Origin of the sequence: Pseudoclavibacter sp. CFCC 14310, from assembly GCF_008831165.1 — a bacterium.
GTDB lineage: Bacteria > Actinomycetota > Actinomycetes > Actinomycetales > Microbacteriaceae > Pseudoclavibacter_A.
On sequence record NZ_WBKC01000001.1, the window covers coordinates 482,213 to 505,949 of the forward strand.

A 23,737-nucleotide genomic window follows, 5' to 3' on the forward strand; every position below is an offset into this window, starting at 1 on the left:
GCGCTCGACACACGTTCGACCAATAAGAAAAAACAGGAGAGACACATCATGAACAGACTCACCAAACGACTGCTCGCAGCCGGTGCCATCGTTGCCGCGGCAGTCAGCATGACGGCCTGCAGCAGTGGGTCTGGGGCGTCGAACGACGGCAGCAGCCTGGGCACGATCAAGGTCGGCGCGCTGCCCACTCCGGCCGGTGACATCCTCAAGTTCGTCGCCGACGGCCAGGCGAAAGACGCCGGGCTCGACCTGCAGTACGTTGAGTTCAGCGACTACAACACGCCGAACCCTGCGCTCGCAGACGGCTCGGTCGACGCCAACCTGTTTCAGCACCAGGCCTTCCTCGACAACTCGAACAAGAGCAACGGCACTGATCTGGTGAGCGTCGGCACGATCTACCTGCCGGCCGCCGGTTTCTACTCGAAGAAGGTCGACAGCCTCGACGCGCTGGAGAACGGCAGCACCGTGGCCATTCCCAATGACCCGACCAACGAGGGCCGCGCACTCGAGCTGCTCGCTGCGAACAAAGTGATCGAGATTCCCGCGGGAGCCACATCGGCGAGTGAGATCTCATCGAACCCGCGAGAGCTGAAGTTCGAAGAGCTCGACAACCCGACACTGGCCCGCGCCGTCGACGATTCGAACATCGACGCGGCCTTCGTCACCTCGACGTTCGCACTGGGCGCGGGGCTGACCGCCGACCAGGCGATCATTCTCGAGACCACCGAGAAGTACGCCAACGTGCTGGCGACTCGTCCTGAGCTCAAAGACGACGCGCGCGTGCAGAAGCTGCACGAGTTGCTGACCAGCGATGAGACGAAGAAGCACATCTCTGACACCTGGCAGGGTCAGGTGCTGCCGCTCAGCTGAGTGCGCCCATCGTCTGATCGATGACGGATGCCCGGGGCACGTTCGCGTGCACCCGGGCATCTCTGCGTGGTGAGGCAGGCCTGGTGCGACGTGGGTCGGAGACCCATGGGTGGTGGGCCGGGTCTGGCGAAGACAACGTAGACTGTTGAGAGAACCCGTATCAGCACCGACTGTCGCCCCGCGGCGGCGCATGGCTGCCTGCGGGTTTCACACAGAGATCACGAGCCGAAGACATCACCTTCGGAGACCCTGAGAGGCATTCAGCATGGCAGGCATCGTTTCGGTTTCAGCACGCGAGATCCTGGACTCGCGCGGCAACCCCACCGTCGAGGCAGAGGTCACCCTCGACGACGGCACCCTCGGTCGTGCAGACGTTCCCTCGGGTGCGTCCACCGGCCAGTTCGAGGCTGTGGAGCGTCGTGACGGCGGCGACCGCTACCTGGGCAAGGGAGTGCTGGGCGCAGTCGAGTCGGTGAACACCGAGATCAGCGATCTGCTCGCCGGGCGTGACTCCGCAGACCAGCAGGGCATCGACGAGGCGCTCATCGCGCTCGACGGCACCCCGAACAAGGCTCGCCTCGGCGCCAACGCCATTCTCGGCGCATCGCTCGCCGTGGCACGGGCCAACGCTCTGTCGAAGCAGCAGGAGCTCTACATCTCGGTCGGCGGCGACGCTGCGGTCACTCTGCCCGTGCCTATGATGAACATTCTCAACGGCGGCGCACATGCCGACTCGAACGTCGATTTCCAGGAGTTCATGATCGCCCCGATCGGGGCGAAGAGCTTCGCCGAGGCGCTGCGCTGGGGCAGCGAGGTCTATCACACCCTCAAATCGGTGCTGAAAGAGCAGAAGCTCAGCACCGGTCTGGGCGACGAGGGCGGCTTCGCACCGAGCCTCGGGCACAACGCCGACGCCTTCGCCGTCATCACCGAGGCGATCGAACGTGCCGGCTACCGGCTGGGCAGCGACATCGCGCTGGCACTCGACGCCGCATCCAGCGAATTCTTCAGCGACGGCAGCTATCACTTCGAAGGCGAATCGCGTGATTCGCAGTGGCTCATCGACTACTACGACAGCCTGGTCAGCGAGTACCCGGTGGTCTCGATCGAGGACGGCCTCGACGAGAACGACTGGGCCGGCTGGAGTGCCCTGACCGCCAAGCTCGGCGATCGCGTGCAGCTGGTGGGCGACGACCTGTTCGTCACGAACCCAGAGCGTCTGCAGCGCGGCATCGACGATCAGGCGGGCAACTCGATTCTGGTCAAAGTGAATCAGATCGGTTCGCTCACCGAGGCGCTGCGTGCCGTCGAACTCGCTCAGACGAACGGCTACAGCGCCATGATGTCGCATCGCTCGGGTGAGACCGAAGACACCACGATCGCCGACCTGGCCGTCGCCACCAACTGCGGTCAGATCAAGACCGGCGCCCCGGCACGCAGCGAGCGTGTCGCCAAGTACAACCAGCTGCTGCGCATCGAGCAGCAGCTCGGCGACCGCGCGGTCTACGCAGGCGCAACGGCGTTTCCCCGGTTTGCGAAGTAAGCAGCGCGACTGCAGATGAGCGAACAGCGACAAGGGCGGCGGTTTCCAGCGTTCCCCGTGATTCTCACGGTGGCGCTGGTCGCCGCCGCCCTGCTGCTGACGCCGAACATCCGCCTCTACGTCGAGCAGCAGCAGCAGAAGCAGCAGCTGCAGTCCGAGGTCGACCAGCAGCGCAGCGAACTCGGCGAGCTGCAGCAGGAGCGTGCACGCTGGGACGATCCCGCGTACATTCGTGCGCAGACGCGCCAACGCCTCTATTTCGTGGTGCCGGGCGAGACGACCTATGTCGTGGTCGACGGCGACCAGGCGAAGAGCTCCGATGACCGCGCGCACCAGACGCCGAGCCAGAGCGTGACCAGCAGCGATCAGAAGTGGACCGATCTGTTGGGATCGTCGATCGTTCAGGCGGGTGTCGGAGACCAGCCACTCGACGGCGACCAGACGCAGAGCGACGCCGGTCAGCCTCCGTCGAACGACGACGATCAGGGCGACCAAGGTGGCCAGAACGGCCAGAACGGTCAGAACGACCAGGGCGAGCAGCAGGAGCAGCAGTGACCGAAGCACAATACGAGGTGAGCGAGCGCGACCTCGAGATCATGAGCGAGCAGCTCGGCCGGCCGGTACGGTCGGTCGTCGCGGTGGCCGCACGCACCGGCGACGGCACTCCCACCGTGGTCAGCACCGCCCCGCGGCTGGCCGATGGCACGCCGTTTCCGACCTTCTACTACCTGACGCATCCGGGGCTGACCGCTGCGGTCTCGAATCTCGAGGCAATCGGGCGCATGAACGACTTCAACGACATGCTCGCCGCCGACGAAGAGCTTGCCGAACGCTACCGACACGCACATGCGGCCTATATCGCCGATCGCGAAGAGTTCGGCGAGGTGCCCGAGATCGCCGGCGTCTCGGCAGGAGGCATGCCGACTCGTGTGAAGTGCCTGCACGCGTTGGTGGGGCACGCCCTGGCCGCCGGACCGGGCGTGAACCCAATCGGTGACCTGGTGCTCGAACAGGTAGGCTGGGACAACCTCCACGGCACCTGCGCGCGGCCCCGCGTGCAACCTGATGCAATCTGAGACGGTCCCGAGACCTCGCAGGCGCTTTGGAGTAGATTGATCCATGTTCGTCAACAAGTCTGCAAAAGGAACGTCGTGACCAAGATCCTGATCATTGGTGGTGGCTACGCGGGTTTCTACACCGCGCGCACACTCGAGAAGCTGCTGAACCCCGGCGAGGCCGAGGTAACTCTGGTCGATGCTCGACCCTATATGACCTACCAGCCCTTCCTTCCTGAGGTCGCGGCCGGGTCGATCGAGCCTCGCCACGTCCTGGTGCCGCACCGTCGCCACCTGAGCCGTACGAACCTCATCAACGCCAAGGTGACCGCTATCTCGAACGCTGACAAGCAGGTCACCGTTCAGGCTGAGGGAGGTGCCCCCTACGAGCTGGACTATGACGTCCTCGTCGTCACGCTGGGCGCTGTCTCTCGCACCTTCCCGATTCCGGGCATCGCCGAGAACGCGATCGGTCTGAAGTCGGTCGAAGAGGCCGAGTGGATTCGCAACAAGATCACCACCAACTTTGACCGCGCGGCGAACCTCCCCGTCGGTCCCGAGCGTCAGCGTCTGCTGACCTTCGTCGTCGTCGGCGGCGGTTTCGCAGGCATCGAGGGCTTCGCAGAGGTGCGCGGCCTGGCCACCAAGCTGCTGAAGTTCTACCCGCAGATCAGCGAGAGCGAGCTGGAGTTCCACCTCATCGAGGCCGCTGACCGCATCATGCCTGAGGTCTCGCTCGAAACCGCCAAGTGGGTCATCGACGACCTCAAGAACCGGCACGCGACGATTCACCTCGAGACGCAGGTGACCAGCGCGGTCGACGGCATCGTCGAGACCTCGAAGGGTGACAAGTACCCGACCGACGTGATCATCTGGACCGCTGGTCAGATGGCCAACCCGGTGCTGCGCAACAGCGACCTGCCGCTTGAGCCTCGTGGCCGTCTGCGCCTGCGCGCCGATCTGCGCGCCGAGACCGACGACGGCGTGCTCGAGAACGTGTGGGGAGCTGGCGACTCGACGCAGGTTCCCGACGTGACCGGTAACGGCCTGCCCTTCGACGGCTCGTGCGTGCCGAACGCGCAGCACGCGGTGCGCCAGGCGAAACGCCTGGGCAAGAACATCGTGGCCTCGCTGCGTGGCGATGCCCCCATCGACTATGTGCACAAGCCCGCTGGCGCGGTTGCCGGTCTGGGCGTCGGCAACGGCGTGTTCACCGGTGGACAGAAGAAGTTCTCGCTCAAGGGCTTCCCGGCGTGGGTGTTCCACCGCGGCTACCACGGTCTGGCGATTCCGATGTGGGAGCGTAAGTTCCGCGTGTTCGGCGACTGGTGGCACCAGATGTGGATCGGTCGCGACCTCGCGACCACCAGCCACGGTGTCGAGCCTCGTGCCTTCTTCGAGGAGTTCGCCTCGCGCCCGCGGCCGAAGCCGGCCGAGGCTGAGAAGCCTGCTGAGAGCAAGGCCGCAGACAAGGCGGCTGACGCCAAGCCTGCTGATGCCAAGCCTGCTGATAAGGCTGCTGCGAAGTAGATCCTGCTGCCGGTAACCACTGACGTCGGTGGTTGCGAAGCAGGTTCTGTCGAGCTGACGTGGAGAGGCCCCGCACTGTGAAGTGCGGGGCCTCTCCACGTTTGAGCGGGTAGTCAGGGCCCGCGCAGGGCTGCGGCAGGCGAAGCTGTCCAGCGTGAAGAACTCCTGTGGCCACAGAGGCTTTGAACTGGTGAGCAGTATTTGTGGTTCTGCGTGTCGATTCCCACACAAAGTGTTGATCGGACGTGTGCGTCGTGTTGATCGGACGTGTGCGTCGTGTCGATTGGATGTGCACGTCTTGTTGATCGGACGTGCGCGTCACCGATGAGAGCTTCGACTCTGCCTGACGTCAGCCTTCAGAACTTGTCGGCACTGTTCAGCAGGCGGCGGATGCGGTCGGGAATCGGCGGGTGCGTCGCGAACAGTCTGTCGACGAATCCGCTTTTCAACGGGTCTGCGATGTACATGTGCGCCATCGCCGAGTTCTGCCGCGCCAGTGGCTGTGAGTACCGTTGCAGCTTGTCGAGCGCACTCGCCAGCGCCTCGGGGTCACGGGTGGTGAGCGCCCCGGTCGCATCGGCCAGATACTCGCGCTGTCGCGACACGGCCAGCTGCACCATCGTCGCCGCCAGGGGAGCCAGCACGGCTGCAGCGATGCCGACGACCAGCATGATCGGGTTGCCACCGCCGTTGTTGTTATTGCGGTTGCCGCCGGTCATCCCGCTCCAGAAAGACATGCGCATCAAGATGTCGGCGACCATGCCGATCGCCGCGACCAGCCCGAACACGATCATGTTCAGCCTGATGTCGTAGTTGCGCACGTGCCCCATCTCGTGGGCCATGACCCCGGCGAGCTCCCGATCGGTCATCAGCTCGAGGATGCCACTGGTCGCACACACGATGGCATGCTCAGGGTCGCGGCCGGTCGCGAACGCGTTGGGCGCGGGGTCGTCCATGATGTAGACCTTGGGCATCGGGGTGCCCGTGGTGATGGCGAGGTTCTCGACGATGCGCCACAGCCGGGGGTTTTCGGCCTTGGTGATCTCACGCGCCCCGCTCATGGCGACAGCAGCACGGCCCGCCATGAAGTACTGGATCACTGCATAGATGCTTGCTCCGACGAGAGCCCAGATGGTGATCGTCCAATTGCCGAAGAGCAGGCTCGCGGCGTATCCGAGCACCGCGATCAACACGATGAACATCAGGATGATGAACACCGTGTTGACCTTGTTACGGCGGATGGCTCGATACATGGATCAGATCAGAACTGGACGCGCGGCGGCTCGGCGATCGCGCTGGGGTTGTCGACCTCGAAGAACTCGCGGCTGGTGAAGCCGAAGGTGCCCGCGATGATGTTGGTCGGGAAAGTCTGAATCTTGGTGTTCAGCTCGCGCACGCCTCCGTTGTAGAAGCGGCGTGACGCTTGGATCTTGTCTTCGGTGTCGACGAGCTCCTGCTGCAGATGCAGAAAGTTCTGGTTCGCCTTGAGGTCGGGATACGCCTCGGCCACGGCGAACAGACTCTTCAGTGCCTCCTGCAAATGCCCCTCGGCCACGGTCGCCTCTGCGGGTGTGGCTGCGTTGACCGTCTCGGAACGCGCCTGCGTGACCGCTTCGAACACGCCCTTCTCGTGTGCTGCGTACCCCTTGACGGTCTCGATCAGGTTCGGCAGCAGGTCGGCTCGCCGTTTCAGCTGCACGGTGATGTCGCTCCAGGCTTCGTCGACGCGCACGCGCAGACGAACCAGAGCGTTGTACGTGGCCCATAGCCAGATGCCGATGATCGCGACGATCGCGATCACGACAATGAGGGTGATCCATCCAGCGCCCACAATGATCTCCTTGTTCAAGTCATCAGCGGACATGGTGCCCGCTAGCTTAACTCTACAGAGGCCGTCTTTCGCAGCCACTAAGATGTCAGAGCAGGCGATGCGCTCGCAGCGGAATGTCGCTGCCGATCTCGCTCGTATCGGGCCCCCATAGCCCAATTGGCAGAGGCAGCCGACTTAAAATCGGCCCAGTGTCGGTTCGAACCCGACTGGGGGTACAGATCTGCCGATCTCGTAACTCGCCGGTCGAAGCCTTCGCGGCGCAAGCTTCGTCACAGCACCACGGCAAAGCTCGTCAGAGCAGAGCCTCCGACGAGAATGACTCGCCCATAACGCGGCCCTCTGTGTCCTCATCGTTCTGGTCGTTCTGGTCGTTCTGGTCGTTCTGGTCGTTCTCGTCGTTCTCGTCATCGGGCAGCAGGCTGATCAGCTGCCTGTCGATGCGGCATCGGGAGCAGGAATCTCATGCGGTCGGTAGCGGGGCAGGCGTGAGGCGGGGAGGATGGCGATCGCACTGAGACCAGCGAGGATGAGCAGGCCCAGTTTGAGAGCGCGCAGACGCTGCTCCTCGTTGAGCTGAACCGCTGCCTCGACCTGAGCTCCGGTCGCGTCGGTCTGCGACAGGACCTCTTCGAGCCGATCGTTCGACACGAAGTTGACGCTGTCGAGATCGACCTGTGTCACGAGATCGTCAGGGAGTTCGGGGTGCTCCGTCACGGCGCGCCCGACGCCGACGCTCAAGAGAGCGACCAGCAGTGCGCCGACGACGGCGGTGCCCACCGCCGAGGCAAGGTTCTGCGTGCTTCCGCGAATCGACCCGACGTCTCCAGCGAGTTCGGCAGGCGCAGCGCTGACGAGAACGTTGAACATGAGAGTCACGAGGGCACCCTGGCCGATGCCGAAGAGGATGAGTCCGAGGATGGTCGGCAGTGTCTCCCAATTGTTCGTGACCACGAAAGAGAGCCACACCAGCGCGCAGGTCGTGAGGACGAACGCTGCCATGCCGATGGTCCGAGGGCTGAAGCGCTTGTAGAAGCGCACAACCAGTGTCGCAGTGATGAACACCGTCAGGTTGAACGGCATCATGGCAAGCGAGGTCTCGAACGGGGTGCGCCCTTGCACGATCTGGATGTACATGGGAACCGTGAAGTTCAGGGTCGCCTCAAGCGCGACAACGACGAACATCGCATACACGGCTGCTCGCTCAGAGGGGGAACCGAGCACCGAGAGGTCGACGAGGGGAACCTTGCCCTGACGCATCCGTCGCCGTGTCCATGCGAAGAATGCCTGGCCGAAGATGATGCCGAAGACGATGAGCATCGGCGCCGGGGAGATTCCCAAGACGTCGAAAGGCGCACCTGGTGTGGCGAAGAATGCGCCCCACCCGTTGAGATTGTTGAAGCCGAGGGTCAGCAGCATGATCGACAGACCGAAGAGGGCCGAGGCGACGAGGTCGATTCTGATACCAGCATCCCCCTTGTCTGAGCGCAGCTTGAAGCTGAAGAGGAACACGGCGATCGCGAGAGCGAGCACAATCATGAAGACCGGTCGCCAGCCGACCAGCGTGCCGAGCGTTCCTCCGATCAGGAAGGCGCTGATGCCTGACAGCGCACGAGCCGACCCGAGAGAGCCGATCGCGGTCGCCTGCTGGTCGCCGCTGTAGTTCTCTGCGATCAGCGCGACAAGAGAAGGCACGATGATCGCCGCAGCGGCACCTGCGAGACACTAACCAGCGATCGCCCAGCCGACTGAAGGCGCCAGAATCATCATCAGCGACGATCCGGCGAACACGACGATGACGCAGCGAAAAATGAGCCCCCATCCGACGCGCTGCCCGAGCTTTGCTCCGGTCATGACCAACGCCGCGACAACCAAGCCGTACACCACGATCGTGGTGCTCGCGGTGGTGGGCGGAACCCCGAAGTCAGCGACCATGCCGCCATTTGACATCGGCAGCGCTGCAACGTTGAACGACATGAGAATCTGAGCGAGGAAGAGACCGATCAGAGGAACCCATGATCGCTTCGTCTCTGATTGAAGCGTCTCTGCGGTGGCGGTTATCAGGCGACCTTTCCTGTCTGTCGTTTGCTGTCGGAAGCGAAGAGATTCAGGCCCAGTGCCCGAGAGAGATATGCAATCGCACGCTGGCCGCGCACACTGTTTCCTGCGGAGTTCAGACGCGGGGAGAACGTGCCGATGGAGCCCTTGCCGGGAGCGATCGCGACGATGCCCCCTGCCACACCTGATTTCGCAGGAATCCCGATCTCGAACAGCCATTCGCCTGACCGTTCGTACATTCCGCTCGCGGCGAGCACCGAGAGCGTGTCTCTGCAGACCTCGGCCGATACGACCTGCTCACCCGTCACCGGGTTCATGCCTCCGTCGGCGAGCGTCGCCCCCATCACTGAGAGATCGTGCGAGGTGACGAGCATCGCGCACTGCCGGGTATAAATGTCGACCATATCTAAAGGGTCGTGGTCGAGGCGTCCATAGCTTTCGAGCAGTCGGGCGATGCCCTTGTTGCGAGAGTTGGTCTTCATCTCTGAGGCATAGACCTCACCGTCCATGGTCAGCTGGCGACCTGCGAAAGTCGAAAGGCCGGTGCGAATCAGCTCCCATTGCTCTGCGGGCGTGGCTCCGGGCATCATCGCGGTCGTCGCGATCGCCCCAGCATTGACCATGGGGTTCATCGGGTGGCCGCCGTTGAGCTCGAGTGCCATGACGGAGTTGAAAGGCAGGCCGGTGTTGTCGACGCCGACTCTCTCTTTGACGACTGCATGGCCATAGGCTTCGCACACCAGTGCGTACACGAATGCCTTGGAGACGGACTGGATGGAGAACGAGTAGTCGCTGTCGCCGGCATCGTGTGTAGCGCCGTTCACCTCGCTGACTGACAGGCCGAACAGCGTCGGATCCGCCTCGGCCAGCGCGGGAATGTAGTCGGCCACCCGTCCGTCGTCCAATTGGCGACAGCGCTCATAGGCGGTGGTCGTCAGCGAAGCGACCTCGGCCTGCCCGGGAAGATGCCCGGTCGACACCTGTTGATCGACCGTCTGAGATTCTGAAGTGATCATGACTCCGCCTCTTCGTATCCGTAAAACAGAGAAATGCGCTCGTGAGAATCGACGACTGAGGAGAAGTGCGCGGGGGAGATCTCTTCAGGCGCCGGTCAGCTGGCCTGACGCATCGGAGCGGTCTCTTGCGCCAGAATCTCCTGGGCTCGCGCGCCGGGTGCGCCCGTGGACTGAGCCTCGTCGGTCGCGGCAGCCCCATGGGCATCGACCTCTGTCGTGCCCTGCGTGATGGCTGGGGTGCCGGATGTGTCGGGCGAAGCCGTGTTGCGAGTGCTGCGTGACCACCATGAGGTCCAGGAATGCGACCGCGGAGACTCCGCCTCTGCTGTGCGGCGCGCAGCACGGGTCTGTCCGGTGACCCGGGGCGCAGCTGCCGATGACGATGCGGATGCGGTGGCCGGCTGCACGTGGGACGGCGAGTTCGTCGCAGCTTGAGTCGGCGACGCGTGAGGGACAGAGCTGGCGGCTGCCTTGGCCGTGGTCTTTCGCCTGGGCTTCTGCCAGACGCTCTTCTTTGCCTCAGTCGGGGCAGGAGTGACTGCTGCGGCGCCGGCGGAGGCAGGTGTACGTGCACCTGCAGGACGAGATGTCTGCGCTGTGGCCTTCGCACGCTTCTCGCGTTCGAGCTTGGCGCGACGCTGAGCCTTCTCATGCTCGTATTCGCGCAGGGCGGTGCGTGTGCCAGACCGCACGGCTTCACGAATGACCACGTACATGAGCAGCAGCCCGACGACGATGACGAGCAGCGAACCGGCCACGATGAGCAGGATGAAAGCGACCGTCGTCACATCGATGTTCTCCATAACTCGCCTCCCCGTCTGAGAAGAGTCTATGAGAAGCCTCTGACATTGCGCGCGACATGCCGACGACAGTGATCGAATCGTTACGGAACGACGTGTCGCACAGGTCGTAGAATCTGCTGAGTGACGGTTCGTCGCCGTCGCGCGACCAGCGCCGCGCCGTCCCGGGCGCTCAGACGACGTGATGAACGGAGAGCACAATGCCTGCACAGAAGTCGACATCGGCAGACGAAGTGGGCTCGGCACCCAACGCGACGATCGCCGCGCAGCTCGCACACCGCAGCATCCGCGCGTACACGGCAGAGCCGGTCGACGAGTCGACCATGCAGACGCTGCTCGACGTCGCGTCACAGGCGGCGACCAGCAGCTTCTACCAGCAGCGAACGATCATCCGAGTGAAAGACCCAGAGGTGCGTCAGCGCATCTTCGAGTCGTCGGGTCAGCCCTACGTCGGCGGCGACCGGGGCGAGCTGCTCATCTTCGTCGTCGATCTGTACCGCAACGCACAGATTCGCCAGAGGCAGGGGCGAAGCCTCGATCCGCTCGAGACCACTGCTCTGTTTCTGCAAGGCGTCGAAGACATCCTGATCGCGGCGCAGAACGTGGTCGTGGCCGCTGAATCACTTGGACTCGGCACCGTCTACTTGGGCAGCATCGGGGGAGACCCCCGTAAAGTCATTGACGCGCTGCAGCTGCCGAATCGCACCTTTCCTCTGGTCGGACTGCTGATCGGCCACCCTGACCAGGAGCCGCAGCTCAAGCCGCGCCTGCCCAAAGAGATCACGGTCGGCGTTGACGCATACCCAGATCTCACCGACCACGATGACGCGCTCGCAGCCTACGACGAGATCGTGCAGACCTACTATGACCTTCGCGACACCAGCCGTCGCATCGATTCGTTCTCACTCCAGATCGCCACAAAGCCAGGCAGCGGGGCGGCCGAGAAGGCTCCTCTGCTGGAGGTGCTCCACGAGCAGCGGCTTGCGCTGCGCTAGTCGGTGGGATGTCGCACGACGCGGGCGCGGAGAGTGCCTCTGCCCGGTCAGTCAGGCCGGAATGCACTCCCGTGCGGTGCGCCCCAGCTCGCGCCGGAAAGCCGTATTCAGCCCGTTGACGCTTGCGTAGCCAACTCGACGAGCGACTTCCTGCAGCTCGATGCCGCTGCCGAGCAGAGGCAGGGCATGTTCGATGCGAGCTCGAGTGCGCCAGCAGGAGAAACTCGTGCCGGTCTCCGCTGTGAACCCGCGTTGCAGGGAGCGGGTGCTCATGCCTGCCGCTGCCGCCCAGTCGTCAACAGTCTGCGGGTCGCTGGGATGCGCAAGCAGGCGCTCGGCGATCGTGCGGAGTTCGACCGTCTGTGGAAGCTTGAGGTGCACCTGAGGGGCGGTGAGAGCAGGCATGAGGCGAAGCGCGTGCTCTTTCTCACGGGCCATGTCGAATCGTGGACTCAGATGTGACTGAACGATGCGCATCAGCGTCCAGCGGAGCGCCTCGTTGACGCGCAGCAGCACGGGCAGACGAAGCTCGCTCGGCAGTGGCTGCGGGTCGAATCTGATGGGAAAGATCACCTGGCTTGCCGCTGCAACGACGCGATGGGGCGTTCCAGCCGGAACCCAGAGCGCATGGGTGGGTGAGATGCGCCAGCGATGAGCATCTATGACGAGTGTCAGAGGGTCATGCGGAGCCCAGTTCAACTCGTGCTGCGTGTGAATGAATCTCGACAACGGAGAACACCTCCGACTTTCGTTGTCACACTCTGCGTCACAGGACGTGTCGCATTCATGTCGCTTACAGTGTCGGATCTGATCAGCTGATTGATGCCGCACCGCTCGTGCTGTTGTATTGAAACCGCTCTGAGGTAGCTTAGGCATGCCTTCCCATGGTGTCCATCCCGGTGCCGCTTGTGGTCGCTGTCATTCGTGTCAATGGCGACGATCCTCTCGGTGAACAGCGGATGTCCATGAGGAGTTCCTTGCCCTTTCATCTGCTGAGCTGGCGCACGTTGCGTCATCCGTTGAATGAGGAGAACATGGCGAATTCACAGAAGGCGACGACCCAGAAGCGTCGCAGTGGTAGCAAGGCGGCTTATGCAGCTGCTTCAACAGTGGTCGGTCTCGGGTTGGTCTTCGGCGCAGGCGCGCCCGCCTTGGCCGCACCTGCCGGTGCATCGTTTGGCGAAGCCGCCGTCGTTGCCCCGTTGGAGGTCTCAGCCCCCAGTGTGTCCGTGGATCCTTCACAGGTCACGACCGATGGCGGCACGATTCACATCACAGGCGCTGGAGTCGCTGGCGCTGCCGCGGCGCGAGGGTGGTTCGCGGTCAAGCTCGACAAAGGCAGCGGCTCTTGGGGAACCGGCGCACAGCCGGCAGGTTCGGTCGAGAGCAATGGCAACTACATCCAGGTGACGAACGAGTCGGCGAATCTCACCGATGACGGCGAGTACTCGTTCGATGTCGTCATTCCTGCAGGTTTCACTGAAGGGGACCACACCCTGCACATCTTGGGAGACGGCGGATACGCCCCCACCGCGACCTTCACCGTGGTGAAGAAGCAGGAGCAGGGAGCCGACGCAACGCTGACCGCCGGTGCGGTGACGGTTGCCGCAGATGGTAGCACGACCGTTGCAGTCACCGGGCAGGGATACACGCCTGGCGCTGTGGTGACACCTTACTTTGACGGAGAAGCCGTCACATTCAAACCAGCCCGCGGGGCAGCTACGGCAACACTGACAGTGCCTGACAGTGGAAGCTTCAGCGGCAACATCGCCATTGCTGCGGGCAAGGCTCCTGCCGGCAGCAGCTACACGGCAACGGTCAAGAGTGACAAAGACATCGACCAGAGCGTGGAGTTCACCGCAGCACCGTCCGTGTCGTCATCGCTCGCGACGGTCTCGCTCAACCAGACCGGTACGTTCACCATCGGAAATCTCCCGGCTGGCGCTCAGCTGACCGCCTTCGGCGTTGAGGGAGAGAACTGGATCGAGGGCGCACCGCTGACCGCTGACGAAAGCGGTTCGGTCACCACCTCAGAGATCACCATTCCAGCCGATGCTACGGTTAACGCGCCAGTGATCGGTTCGTTCACGGTTGACGGCCAGGCGCACGCCTTCACCTCATCTCTGAAGATCGCTCCGGACAACAGCGCTCAGAACGAAGAGGGCTATGACATCGCCAGCACGGTCATCGAGCAGGGCAGCCTTTACCAGGTCGCGATCGATGAGACCACAGGTTACCTCTACGTGAGTTCCTCAGCGACAGGAGAGGGCGCGGGAAGCATCCTCAAGCTCGATCCCAAGACCCTTGAGGTTGTCGAGAAGTCGTCGATCTCTCAAGTGGATGGCACAGCAGATCCGGTCTTCGGCTTGGGGATCGACAGCAAGAACAAATTGGTCTACGGAACTTCCACCCGAGACAACGGGGTTGTCATCTGGGATCTGAACAACCTGCAGGCAGCTCCCACAGTGCTCGCAGACACGTCCACACACTCACGCGATGTGGCAGTCGACCAGACGACGGGGCTGGCGTACGTGTCGAGTTCGGCAGGCTCGACCGTCACCGTATTCGATGGTGCGACCAAAGCGAAGGTCGGCACCATCGATCTTGCGGCGACCCCAGGTCACGAGTCGTTCACCCCGGTAATGAGCCTTGACCTCGACCAGGCGACGGGCAAACTCTACACCGTGTCTCTGCACGGCAAAGAGGCAGTCGAGATCGACGTGCGCAATAACAACAGTCTGCGTTACTTCAGCCTTGGTGAGACCGACAACAGTGCGTCAGGAGTTGCCTACGATCCAGTGACACATAATCTCTTCGTCGCGAACCAGACGTCGAACGACCTCACTGTCGTCAATGTGATCTCGGGCCAAATCATCAAGACCATTCCTGTGGGAAGCGGCGCGCTCAACGTCGCGTACGATCCGGTGCACCGACTCGTCTACACGGCGAATCGGACCGGCGGCACTTTCTCGGTTGTCGACGCCGAGACCCTGACTCGTATCGGAAACATTGAGGCAGGACAGAACCCGAACCACATCGAAGTCTCTGCGGCCGGCGTCGCATACGGCACGACCAAGGACTCAGCGGGTAACCGAGTATTCGCCATCACCTCGAAGGCGGATGCCAAGGGAGCTCACACCGCGGTGACTGAGGAGAGTGCCACCGCAGACAACAAGGGCTCGATCGTACTCGACAAGTCCACGGTGAAGCCCGGCGACACGGTGAAGGTCAGCGGTCTCGATGCGCTCAACGGCCAGCAGGCCGACGCTTATGTCGCGTCCGACCCGGCGCTCGTCGCCGACGACGCAACTGTTGCTGACGGCACACTGACTGTCACAGTGCCAGAAGGTACCACTGAAGATCAGCACAAGCTCATCATCACCAATACGTATGGCACAGTCTTTGGATGGGCTGATCTGACGGTGTCGACTGATACTGATGACAATGGTGGCTCAGGTAACGGTGACGGCTCGGACAACGGCACCGATGGTAATGGCGGTTCGGACAACGGCACCGGCAACGGCACCGGCAACGGTGACAATGGCACCGGTGGCACGACGACCGGCGGGGCAGCCAACGGCGACGGAACGCTGGCTAGAACCGGAGCTGACTCGTCTCTCTTGCTGGTCGCAGGCGGCGCAGCTGCTGCGATCGCAGCAGGCATGATTCTGGCTGCTCGCCGCCGCCAGCACTGAGTCCGTTGAGAACTTGCTGCGGAGGTTCAGGAGCCGGAGGTACAGCCCCTGAACTCTGCAGGAGTTTCACCCGCAAATGATATGCGTCGAACCCTGAGAACACCGATCAGGCAGAGACATTGTGAATGGAGAGGAGGAGCGCACTCAGATTGTGCGCTCCTCCTCTCGTTTCTAGGGAGACTTTGGATGACCCGGACTCATCAGGGCAAGCAGGATGTACGTGTACAGGTGGCGGCTAGGTCGTCTCGTCGGAACCGAATTCCTCGACGCTGGCGATGGAGCGCAGCGACGATGCTTCTCGCGGCATCGGCCATGCTCGCGGGCTGCGGCGTCGTCTCAGGCAGCTCCGACAGCACCGCTGATGCACAAGGAAACCGCACCATCACAGACGCAACCGGCGCGGAGGTGGTGATTCCGGCCTCTCCGAAGACGGTCGTCACCCTGAGCGAGCCGACACTTGACGGTGCGCTCGCCTTAGACGTGACACCAGCGGGAACGACCTCAGGCCGTGGGCAGAAGACAGCGCCGGGATACCTCGGAGATCGCGCTGCGAGCATTCCGATCGTCAGCGACGTCGCGAACCCCAACTTCGAAGAGATCGGCAAACTCAAGCCCGATCTGATTCTCACCGATGGCACGAGCATCAACGACGATGCACAGATTCAGCAGCTCAAGGCGATCGCCCCCGTGGTGATCGCAGGCGAGGCCGGTGGCTCTTGGCGAGACAACTTCGGCATCGTGGCCGATGCGCTGAACAAAGCCGACGACGGTAAGAAGGTCGTTCAGAACTACGACGACCATGTCCAACAGGTCAAATCAGGTCTTGGCACCTACCAGGACAAGACGTTCTCCATCGTCCGCTGGCAGGGCAACACGGCATCCCTGATCTTGAAAGAGCTCCTGCCCGGGCAGGCTCTCGAAGACCTCGGGCTCAAGCGTCCCGAGAACCAGGACCGAGCTGGTGCCGGTCACTCCGAACCGGTCTCACTCGAGAACCTGAGCGAGATCGACGCTGACTACATGTTCTTCGGCACGCTTGGCGGCTCATCCGTCGGCAACGCGGATGCCGGCGGTGCGACCGACGAGCAGGGCGCGAAGGATGCGCTGCGTCAGGCAGTTGCCGTGCCCGGGTTCACCGATCTCAACGTCTACAAACAGCAGCATGTCTTTCTGGTCGACGGGTCCCGGTGGACATCGACCGGCGGTCCGATCCTGATGGACTCACTGATCACTGATGTGCAGCAGAAACTCGGCGGAGCTCAGTGATGCAGAGGAGAGTCAACGAAGTGAGACACGATGTGAGCGTGCTCGACCGGTCTTTCACCGCCGTTCGCAACCTCACCGCATTCGCCGCGGCCGGCCTGTTGGCGCTTGGCGCGCTCGGCGCAATGCCAGCTTCGGCTGCGACGGGAGCGTCAGGAGAGACTGACGGAGGGAGCGTGCAAATCCTTGGCAGCGGATCTCCAACGGAATCGCTGCAGACCGTCCAAGCAGCATCTGAGAGCGCTGCAGCGCAGGATGCTCGCTGCGAGGATCTGACAACGCAGGGCACCCCGAGACCAAACGGACAGGACCAGGGTGCTATCGCGGTTCTCAACTGTCGCAGCGTCATCACGGGCGATCTGATCACTGTGACCGGTCAGGGAATGGCTCAGCGCCCTGAAGGAACAGGGAAGCTCACCTTCAAGATCGACGATGTCAACGACAACGATCACACGCGCTTGGCCGTTGATCAGCCGAACGGCACGATCGATCAGGGCGGTGTGACGGTCACCGATGCCCGATACCTGCCCAATGCGAACGGTGACATGTCCGTTCAGCTCAGGCTCAGCCCGAGTCTCTCAGATGGTGTGCACTGGGTGCGCGTCTTGGGCGGTTCCGGTGACGGTGGCGAGGGCGTCAGCCAGTACGCGAAGTTCCTGGTCGGGCCCAAACCCGACACGTCCTCTCCCTCCGTCGCACCCCAACCCGGGAGTACCGTCACCAGTGGCTATGGCGCGACGTTCGAGCTCAGCGGGTTCACGAAATCTGCAGGGCAGACGGCCGCCCTCGTCCTTCAGGAAGACAAGCCCAACGGCCAGTCGTGGCCGTTGGCCGCTGCTGCCGCTGGGAACGCGGTGCTCTCGTCAGATGGCGCTGCAACCGTCGCTGTGACGATGCCCAAGGGGCTGGCGTCCGCGAGTTATCGGCTGACAGCCAAGACAGATAGCGAAGAGGCTGCGTCCCAGCCGTTCGCTGTGGAACGCGCGCAAGCGCCCGTCTTCACCCAGCGGATGCAGCCGCAGACCGTGGCTGACAAGGGCGATGGCGAATTCGAGACCGAAGTGAACCTTGATGCATCACCGATTCCCAGCGTGGTGTGGGAGCGTTCGCACGATTCCGGCGTTACATGGGAGAAGATCGTTGGTCCGGATTCTCAGCGAGGAAAGCTGACTCTGAAACTCCCCGGGCGCATGTCACCCGAGCAGAACGGCGATCTCTACCGGGTGACAGCGACCAACGGCGAAGGAACATCACAGAACATCGCGTCGTTGATTCTGGCGACCGGTGGCGGCTCGAATGGCGGCTCTGGAGGCATCAGAGAAGAAGGTTGGAACTGCCGAACCCAAGATGTGACGACCGAAGCAGAGCCCCAGCTGAGACTCTGCATGGTCAAAGCCGTAGCCGAGCAAGGCCGACTCCATTTGGAGGGTCGAGGGTGGAAGACTGCGGACGGAGACCTTGGCTCATGCTTCGCCGTGAAGTTCGAGGACGGCAAGGTCGAGGCATCGAACCCGCCCAAGACGGACTCTTCCAACACCTGCAGCGGCGGTGGCACCGTCAGCAACATCTTCAGTTACTTCAAAGCCGATGACAATGGTGATTTCGTCGTCGATGTTCCGATTCCGACACGGGCGAACTCTTCCACGCTCGCAGCCGCCGGCAGCGAGTGGAAGACCGGTGAATCACACGAGGTCACCCTGCTGACCGGTAGCTCACGCAGCGGCGATCGCGGCCGTTCCGTCAAACTCGAATTCGGCATCGGCACAGATTCGCCCGACCCGCGCCCGCAGTCGCAGGATGGCGGCGCATCCGATACGGTCGTCGTGCAGCAGGCAGCAGGGAGCACAGGCGCCAGCAACCTCACACTGAAGGCGTCAGGCAACAGCCTCGTGAGCATCGGCGAAGCCGCAGCGGGGCAGCGCCCACTCATTACCCCGGCTGCCCCGGTGTCGGCAGAAGAAGACTTGACCGATCTCAACCGTGGCGATGTCGAGGTTCAACAGGACGGCACGGTTCTGACGACCACGTTCAACAGCCTCGAACCGGGTGACTGGGTGTATCTGCACGCGTGGCCCGGCCCACAGGGAGTGGACTGGCTGCAGCTCGACGCAGAGAAGAAGGTGCGGTTCGACATCGTCGATCTTGAGCCGGGAGACCACAAGTTCAGCTTCGTCGGGCAGCAGGGAGAACTCGTCGGCTGGGTCGACGGCAACCTGCCAGGAGAGAGCAGCCGCAAGAGCTTCGAGAACACAAAGCCGGTTGCAGGGCTGGTCACCCCCACGAACTGGAACGGCCCGCTGCTGATCGCATCCTTCGGAACATTGGCCCTGGGGCTTGCGGCGACCACGATTCTCGGCATCGCACGCAGCAGGAGGTCGGCATGAGGCACAACAGCGATGAGACCCAAACGAACCGCGACCCGGCACGCAGCTGGGTGCGCATCGGCCGACGGATGCTGGCTGCGGCGGCCGCGACGCTTGCGTTGACCTTCGGCGCCTCTTCGATTGCATCCGCTCTGCCTCCGGCGGGGGCGAGCCCAGACAGTCCGGGTACGAGTTCTACGGTCAGCTCTCGCTCGGTGAGCGCTGGGGAGCCTCTCTCATTCACTGTGACCGGGTTCCCCGCGAACCGTCAGATCAGTGTCAAGATCGCTGACGGCCAATACTGCGGCCAGGGTGTTCGCTATGGGTCGTGCGTTGTGACCCGCGTGCAGAGTGACGCCAGTGGGCGGGCCAGCGGAACGATCGTGATCCCGAATGATCTCACCGCTGGCTCGTATTGGCTGCGTTTTCTGACAGACACACCTGCGACCTCCAACCGTGGAAACAGCGAGTTCAAAGTCGTTCCCAAGAGCGCTTCGTCGGCACAGGGAGGAAGCGCGACGGTCGAAGGCGGCGGGTCGGCCATGACCCAGCAGGTCGAGCAGCAGAAGACCGTCGGCGACGGGGCCGTCTTGATGGTGCCGGCTCCAGACCCGGCTCAGGCCGCCAAATCGGTGACCGACGACGAGCTGCCGATCGCGGGCGGGGCCTCCAACGGCGGAAGCAGCAGCGTGGATTCCTCGGCAGCTGCAGACAGCAGTGAGGCGGCACAGTCGGCAGATCACACGGCATTCTCCAAGCCCGGCTTTCCGTGGGCTGGCACGGTCGTCTTCGCCGTGACGCTGCTGCTGGTCGCAGCGGGAGTCATCGCAGTTCTCGTCTGGCCGCGCAGACGGCCGGGAGCATGAACCCAGTCGTCGTCAGTCAAAGCCGCCCGGATGCGTGAGTTCGCGGAGGGCCCAGCGATCCGAAACGGTACCATCCAACCATGACCCAAGTCGCACCCGCATCGAGTGCCCGCGTCCCCGGCGCGGGCACTCCCGGGTCTGGCTCCCCGTCGAAGCCGAGCGCGGCGACTGATCACAGGCCAGGCCCCAAAGAGATCCATCGTCCAGGCGCGGTCAGAGTCGCCGCCCTGGCGGGTGTGCTCGTCGCCTTGGCGCTCGCCGTGCTGCTGAGCCTTTCGCTCGGGTCGAAAGACATTCCGTTGGGTGAGACCTGGCGTCTGCTGCTCGCCCCAGACGGCAGCCAGAACTCGGTCGTGCTGCACGAGCTGCGCATTCCGCGCACTGCGATGGGCCTCATCGTCGGCGTCGCGCTCGGCGTGGCCGGAGCCCTCATGCAGTCACTCACGCGCAACCCGCTCGCCGACCCCGGCATCCTCGGTGTCAACGCCGGTGCCTCGTTCGCCGTCGTGCTCGCCGTCGCGCTGACCGGCATCAGCGGCATCAGCTTCTACCTGTGGTTCGCCTTCGCCGGCGCCGCCGTCGCCTCGGCCGCGGTCTACGCGCTGGGTGCCAGCGGGCGCTCGTCTGCGACCCCGGTGCGCCTCGCTCTGGCCGGCGTCGCGATCAGCGCGGCACTGCAGGCACTCACCGAGGCCGTCATCCTCGGCAACCAGGTGGCCTTCAACGAGTTTCGCTTCTGGGTCGCCGGGTCGTTGGAAGGCCGCGGCTGGGACGTGTTCGTGCTCGTGCTGCCGTTCATCGTCGTCGGGCTGATCATCGCGCTGCTGCTGTCGCCCTCGCTCAACGCCCTCGCCCTCGGCGATGACACGGGCAAGGCGCTCGGCGTGCGGGTCACCAGCACCCGTGTGTTCACCATGATCGCCGTCACCCTGCTCGCCGGAGCTGCCACGGCCGCCGTCGGCCCGATCGGCTTCGTCGGTCTCGCCGTGCCGTTTCTCGCACGCTGGCTGGTGGGCACCGATCAGCGCTGGGTCACCGCATTCAGTGCGATGCTCGGGCCGGTCTGGCTGCTGGCGGCGGATGTCGTCTCGCGTCTGCTGGTTCGGCCGGACGAAGTGCAGGTCGGCATCATCGCCTCACTGATCGGCGCCCCGATCTTCGTGCTCATCGTGCGCAGAAAGAAGATCGCAGCACTATGAGCCAGACACCCGTGAAACCCGCCGATCGCGGCCCCCAGGCGAAGGCGCCCAGCCAGGCGAAGGTGCCCAGCCAGCCGAAGGTGCGCAGCCAGGCGAAGACGCGCAGCCAGCGTGACATGGCATCCGCCGCACACCTGTCGCTGATCACGCCGACGCGCGAACAGGAGCAGCAGGTCAGGGCCAGCCTGCGCCAGGCGCACTCGCACTGGAGCCTCGGCCCGATCACGCTGCGCTTCGAACGCCGAGGCGCGATCGTCTACCTGGTTCTGATCGTCGCGATTCTGATCGCAGGCACAGTCAGCGTGCTGCTCGGCGACTACGACATCTCGGTCGGTGACGTGTTCGGCGCGATCTTCGGCACGCAGCGGTTCGATGACCCGCTGGTGCCCTACTTCGTGAACCAGGTGCGCCTGCCGCGCGTGGTCAGCGGCATTCTGGTCGGCATGGCGCTCGGCACCTCGGGCGCGATCTTCCAAGTGCTCAGCGGCAACCCGCTCGGTTCGCCCGACATCATCGGGTTCACCCGCGGTTCGGCCACCGGCGCGATTCTGGCGATCATGTTCTTCGGCGGCTCGACCCCGATCGTGGCGGCGGGGGCGATCGGCGGCGGCCTGATCACGGCAGCCATCGTGTACGGGCTCTCGTGGCGCGGCGGAGTCGCCGGCTACCGCCTCGTGCTGGTGGGAATCGGTGTGGGCGCGGTGCTTGCAGCGATCAATTCGCTGCTCATCGTGAAAGCCGATCTCGCCGCAGCACAGAAGGCCCAGCAGTGGATGGCCGGGTCGCTGAATGCTTCGCTGTGGCCGGAGTCTGGCATGATCGCGGTCGCGCTCGTGCTGCTGCTGCCTGCGGCGTGGAGCCAGTTTCGCGCGATGACGCTGATGCCGCTGGGCGACCCGCTTGCGATCGGGCTCGGTGTGCGGGTCGAGCGCTCGCGTCTGGTGATGGTCGTCGTCGGGGTGGCGCTGATGGCCGTGGCCGTCGCGGCCGCCGGCCCGATCTCGTTCGTAGCGCTCGCCGCGCCGCACCTTGTGCGGCGCATCACTCGCACACCGGGTGTGGGGCTGATCGGCGCAGGACTCATGGGGGCGTTCTTGGTGCTGGTGTCAGACCTGATCGCCCGGCGCATCTTCGCGCCGAACGAGTTGGCGGTCGGCGTGGTCACGGGATCCCTCGGCGGCATCTATCTGATCATCCTGCTTGCCATGGAATGGAGGAAACGCGCATGAGCGCATCCACCGAACACGCAGCTTCCCAAATGGGCGTGACCGCAGCGGCACAGGCGGACTCGACCGCAGCGGCGCAGGCGAGTGGAGCATCCGCCGCAACGTCGCGGCTGCGCACCGAGAGGCTCGTCACCGGATACGGCAATGCGAAGACCGGGCGCGAGATTCTGCATGAGGTTTCCGTCGAGATTCCCGAGGGGGAGCTCACGGTCATCGTCGGGCCGAACGCGTGCGGCAAGTCGACGCTGCTGAAGTCGATGGCGCGGATGCTGCCGCCGCGCACCGGATCGGTGTGGCTCGACGAGCAGCAGATCACGGACTATGCGCCGAAGGAGGTCGCCCGACGGCTCGGGCTGCTGCCGCAGAACCCGAATGCGCCGGAGGGCATCATCGTGTCTGATTTGGTGGCGCGGGGGCGGTTCCCGCATCAGAACCTGCTGAAGCAGTGGACGCCTGCCGACGAGCGCGCCGTCATCGAGGCGATGGCCGCGGCGAACGTATCTGATCTGGCCGACCGCACGATCGACCAGCTCTCGGGCGGCCAGCGGCAGCGGGTGTGGATCGCGATGGCGCTGGCGCAGCAGACGCCGCTGCTGCTGCTCGACGAGCCGACCACGTACCTGGACATCGCGCATCAGGTGGAGGTGCTGAACCTGGCTCGGCGGCTGCACCGCAGCGGTCGCACGGTCGTGGCGGTGCTGCACGAGCTGAACCTGGCGTTTCGGTACGCGACGCACCTGATCGTGATGAAGGGCGGCATCGTGGTGACACACGGGGCGCCCCAAGAGATCGTGACGTCGGAGCTGATCGAAGACGTGTTCGGGCTGCCCAACGCGATCATCGAAGACCCGATCAGCGGTACGCCCCTTGTGGTGCCGCGCATCGAGGAGTTTGACGAGCCGGCAGGGGAGTAGGCACGGCCGGGCCGCTGCCGAAGAACTGGCTGAGGGCCCGACGAGCCTGTGGGAGGATCTTCAACGTCGACGGTGCGGCTGTGTGCGAGACCGAGTGGCCGACGATGCTGTGGGAAGGTCAGGTTCGGTGCTGTCCCTCTATGGGGCTGTTGCCGGTCTTGGTGACTTGGAGAATGCTGGTCCATTCCGATTGGGGCATGGGATTTGTCGTTCCAGACGGTCGAAACATGCCAAGTGGCATGCCCCGATGCTGTGAAGCGACATCTGCCATGTCTGGATTGTGGGTGCTCCTCTCTGATGAGGCCTCGGCAACATCTGCCATGTCTGGATGCGAAATGAGCCCGTCTGCGTAGGCGAGAGTTCTGTCCTGACGTTCGCGGCCAGACCATCCACAGGTGGTATGGTGTGAGTTCTGCTGGGTTATCTGACCCAGGTGGTCATGCCCTTCAACCTGCCGCTGAGCGTCGTATGCCGGGATGGTCCGAGGCTGGAAACCTCCAGTTCAGCCCAAGTGAC

General features: G+C 63.7%; 19 protein-coding genes, 1 tRNA gene and 1 pseudogene. 14 read left to right on the forward strand and 7 right to left on the reverse strand.

Annotated elements, in window-relative coordinates; translation table 11 throughout:
• The first annotated feature begins 48 nt into the window (after positions 1-48).
• The 5 genes from F8O06_RS02150 (at position 49) to F8O06_RS02170 (ending at position 4,998) form a co-directional block, all read left to right on the forward strand.
• Positions 49-870, forward strand: coding sequence for a MetQ/NlpA family ABC transporter substrate-binding protein (locus F8O06_RS02150; protein WP_158037239.1), 822 nt, complete (start codon positions 49-51; stop codon positions 868-870).
• A 265-nt stretch (positions 871-1,135) separates the two neighbouring features.
• Positions 1,136-2,413 carry a phosphopyruvate hydratase gene (gene eno, locus F8O06_RS02155; RefSeq protein ID WP_158037240.1) on the forward strand — a complete coding sequence of 426 codons (1,278 nt, stop codon included), beginning with the start codon at positions 1,136-1,138 and terminating at the stop codon, positions 2,411-2,413.
• Between the two features lie 15 nt (positions 2,414-2,428).
• Positions 2,429-2,968, forward strand: coding sequence for an FtsB family cell division protein (locus tag F8O06_RS02160; protein WP_158037241.1), 540 nt, complete (start codon positions 2,429-2,431; stop codon positions 2,966-2,968).
• 41 nt (positions 2,969-3,009) lie between these two features.
• Entirely contained in the window at positions 3,010-3,489 is a 480-nt protein-coding gene (locus F8O06_RS02165) for a DUF501 domain-containing protein (RefSeq protein ID WP_158037578.1), read from the forward strand.
• A gap of 75 nt (positions 3,490-3,564) precedes the next feature.
• Complete coding sequence (locus F8O06_RS02170) at positions 3,565-4,998, forward strand: NAD(P)/FAD-dependent oxidoreductase (protein ID WP_158037242.1); 1,434 nt, start codon at positions 3,565-3,567, stop codon at positions 4,996-4,998.
• Positions 4,999-5,354: 356 nt separating this feature from the next.
• Here F8O06_RS02170 and F8O06_RS02175 read toward each other — a convergent pair whose 3' ends face one another.
• The gene (locus F8O06_RS02175; protein WP_158037243.1) at positions 5,355-6,251 is read right to left on the reverse strand and encodes a M48 family metalloprotease; all 897 of its coding nucleotides are present in this window, start codon (positions 6,249-6,251) and stop codon (positions 5,355-5,357) included.
• Between the two features lie 8 nt (positions 6,252-6,259).
• Complete coding sequence (locus F8O06_RS02180) at positions 6,260-6,862, reverse strand: LemA family protein (protein ID WP_158037244.1); 603 nt, start codon at positions 6,860-6,862, stop codon at positions 6,260-6,262.
• A 108-nt stretch (positions 6,863-6,970) separates the two neighbouring features.
• Between F8O06_RS02180 and F8O06_RS02185 the strand changes: the two genes are divergently transcribed.
• Positions 6,971-7,044 (forward strand) — tRNA-Leu (locus F8O06_RS02185).
• Positions 7,045-7,252: 208 nt separating this feature from the next.
• Here the strand turns inward: F8O06_RS02185 and F8O06_RS02190 are convergent.
• The 4 genes and pseudogenes from F8O06_RS02190 to F8O06_RS02200 form a co-directional block, all read right to left on the reverse strand.
• Positions 7,253-8,536: pseudogene (locus F8O06_RS02190) on the reverse strand (MFS transporter); the annotation flags it as partial.
• Positions 8,537-8,551: 15 nt separating this feature from the next.
• Positions 8,552-8,803 carry a hypothetical protein gene (locus tag F8O06_RS12330; RefSeq protein WP_225733332.1) on the reverse strand — a complete coding sequence of 84 codons (252 nt, stop codon included), beginning with the start codon at positions 8,801-8,803 and terminating at the stop codon, positions 8,552-8,554.
• 83 nt (positions 8,804-8,886) lie between these two features.
• Complete coding sequence (gene glsA, locus F8O06_RS02195) at positions 8,887-9,900, reverse strand: glutaminase A (RefSeq protein ID WP_158037245.1); 1,014 nt, start codon at positions 9,898-9,900, stop codon at positions 8,887-8,889.
• 95 nt (positions 9,901-9,995) lie between these two features.
• Positions 9,996-10,703 carry a hypothetical protein gene (locus tag F8O06_RS02200; protein ID WP_158037246.1) on the reverse strand — a complete coding sequence of 236 codons (708 nt, stop codon included), beginning with the start codon at positions 10,701-10,703 and terminating at the stop codon, positions 9,996-9,998.
• Positions 10,704-10,900: 197 nt separating this feature from the next.
• Between F8O06_RS02200 and F8O06_RS02205 the strand changes: the two genes are divergently transcribed.
• Positions 10,901-11,695 carry an NADPH-dependent oxidoreductase gene (locus F8O06_RS02205; protein WP_158037247.1) on the forward strand — a complete coding sequence of 265 codons (795 nt, stop codon included), beginning with the start codon at positions 10,901-10,903 and terminating at the stop codon, positions 11,693-11,695.
• Positions 11,696-11,746: 51 nt separating this feature from the next.
• Here F8O06_RS02205 and F8O06_RS12130 read toward each other — a convergent pair whose 3' ends face one another.
• The gene (locus F8O06_RS12130; RefSeq protein ID WP_192496801.1) at positions 11,747-12,268 is read right to left on the reverse strand and encodes a helix-turn-helix transcriptional regulator; all 522 of its coding nucleotides are present in this window, start codon (positions 12,266-12,268) and stop codon (positions 11,747-11,749) included.
• A gap of 461 nt (positions 12,269-12,729) precedes the next feature.
• Between F8O06_RS12130 and F8O06_RS02215 the strand changes: the two genes are divergently transcribed.
• The 7 genes from F8O06_RS02215 to F8O06_RS02245 all read left to right on the forward strand — a co-directional run bounded on the left by F8O06_RS02215 (position 12,730) and on the right by F8O06_RS02245 (position 23,221).
• The gene (locus tag F8O06_RS02215; protein ID WP_192496802.1) at positions 12,730-15,390 is read left to right on the forward strand and encodes a WD40 repeat domain-containing protein; all 2,661 of its coding nucleotides are present in this window, start codon (positions 12,730-12,732) and stop codon (positions 15,388-15,390) included.
• Positions 15,391-15,681: 291 nt separating this feature from the next.
• Positions 15,682-16,656: an iron-siderophore ABC transporter substrate-binding protein gene (locus tag F8O06_RS02220; protein WP_158037250.1), complete on the forward strand. Its 975-nt coding sequence runs from the start codon at positions 15,682-15,684 to the stop codon at positions 16,654-16,656.
• Positions 16,657-16,676: 20 nt separating this feature from the next.
• The gene (locus tag F8O06_RS02225) at positions 16,677-19,037 is read left to right on the forward strand and encodes a hypothetical protein (protein ID WP_158037251.1); all 2,361 of its coding nucleotides are present in this window, start codon (positions 16,677-16,679) and stop codon (positions 19,035-19,037) included.
• A complete protein-coding gene (locus F8O06_RS02230; RefSeq protein WP_158037252.1) occupies positions 19,034-19,882 on the forward strand; it encodes a hypothetical protein in 849 nt (282 codons plus the stop codon). The genes F8O06_RS02225 and F8O06_RS02230 overlap by 4 nt, the downstream gene beginning before the upstream one ends.
• A gap of 80 nt (positions 19,883-19,962) precedes the next feature.
• Entirely contained in the window at positions 19,963-21,081 is a 1,119-nt protein-coding gene (locus F8O06_RS02235) for a FecCD family ABC transporter permease (protein WP_158037253.1), read from the forward strand.
• Positions 21,078-22,310: a FecCD family ABC transporter permease gene (locus tag F8O06_RS02240; RefSeq protein ID WP_225733333.1), complete on the forward strand. Its 1,233-nt coding sequence runs from the start codon at positions 21,078-21,080 to the stop codon at positions 22,308-22,310. Before F8O06_RS02235 ends, F8O06_RS02240 begins: the two co-directional genes overlap by 4 nt.
• Entirely contained in the window at positions 22,307-23,221 is a 915-nt protein-coding gene (locus tag F8O06_RS02245) for an ABC transporter ATP-binding protein (protein ID WP_225733334.1), read from the forward strand. Before F8O06_RS02240 ends, F8O06_RS02245 begins: the two co-directional genes overlap by 4 nt.
• Positions 23,222-23,737: the final 516 nt, after the last annotated feature.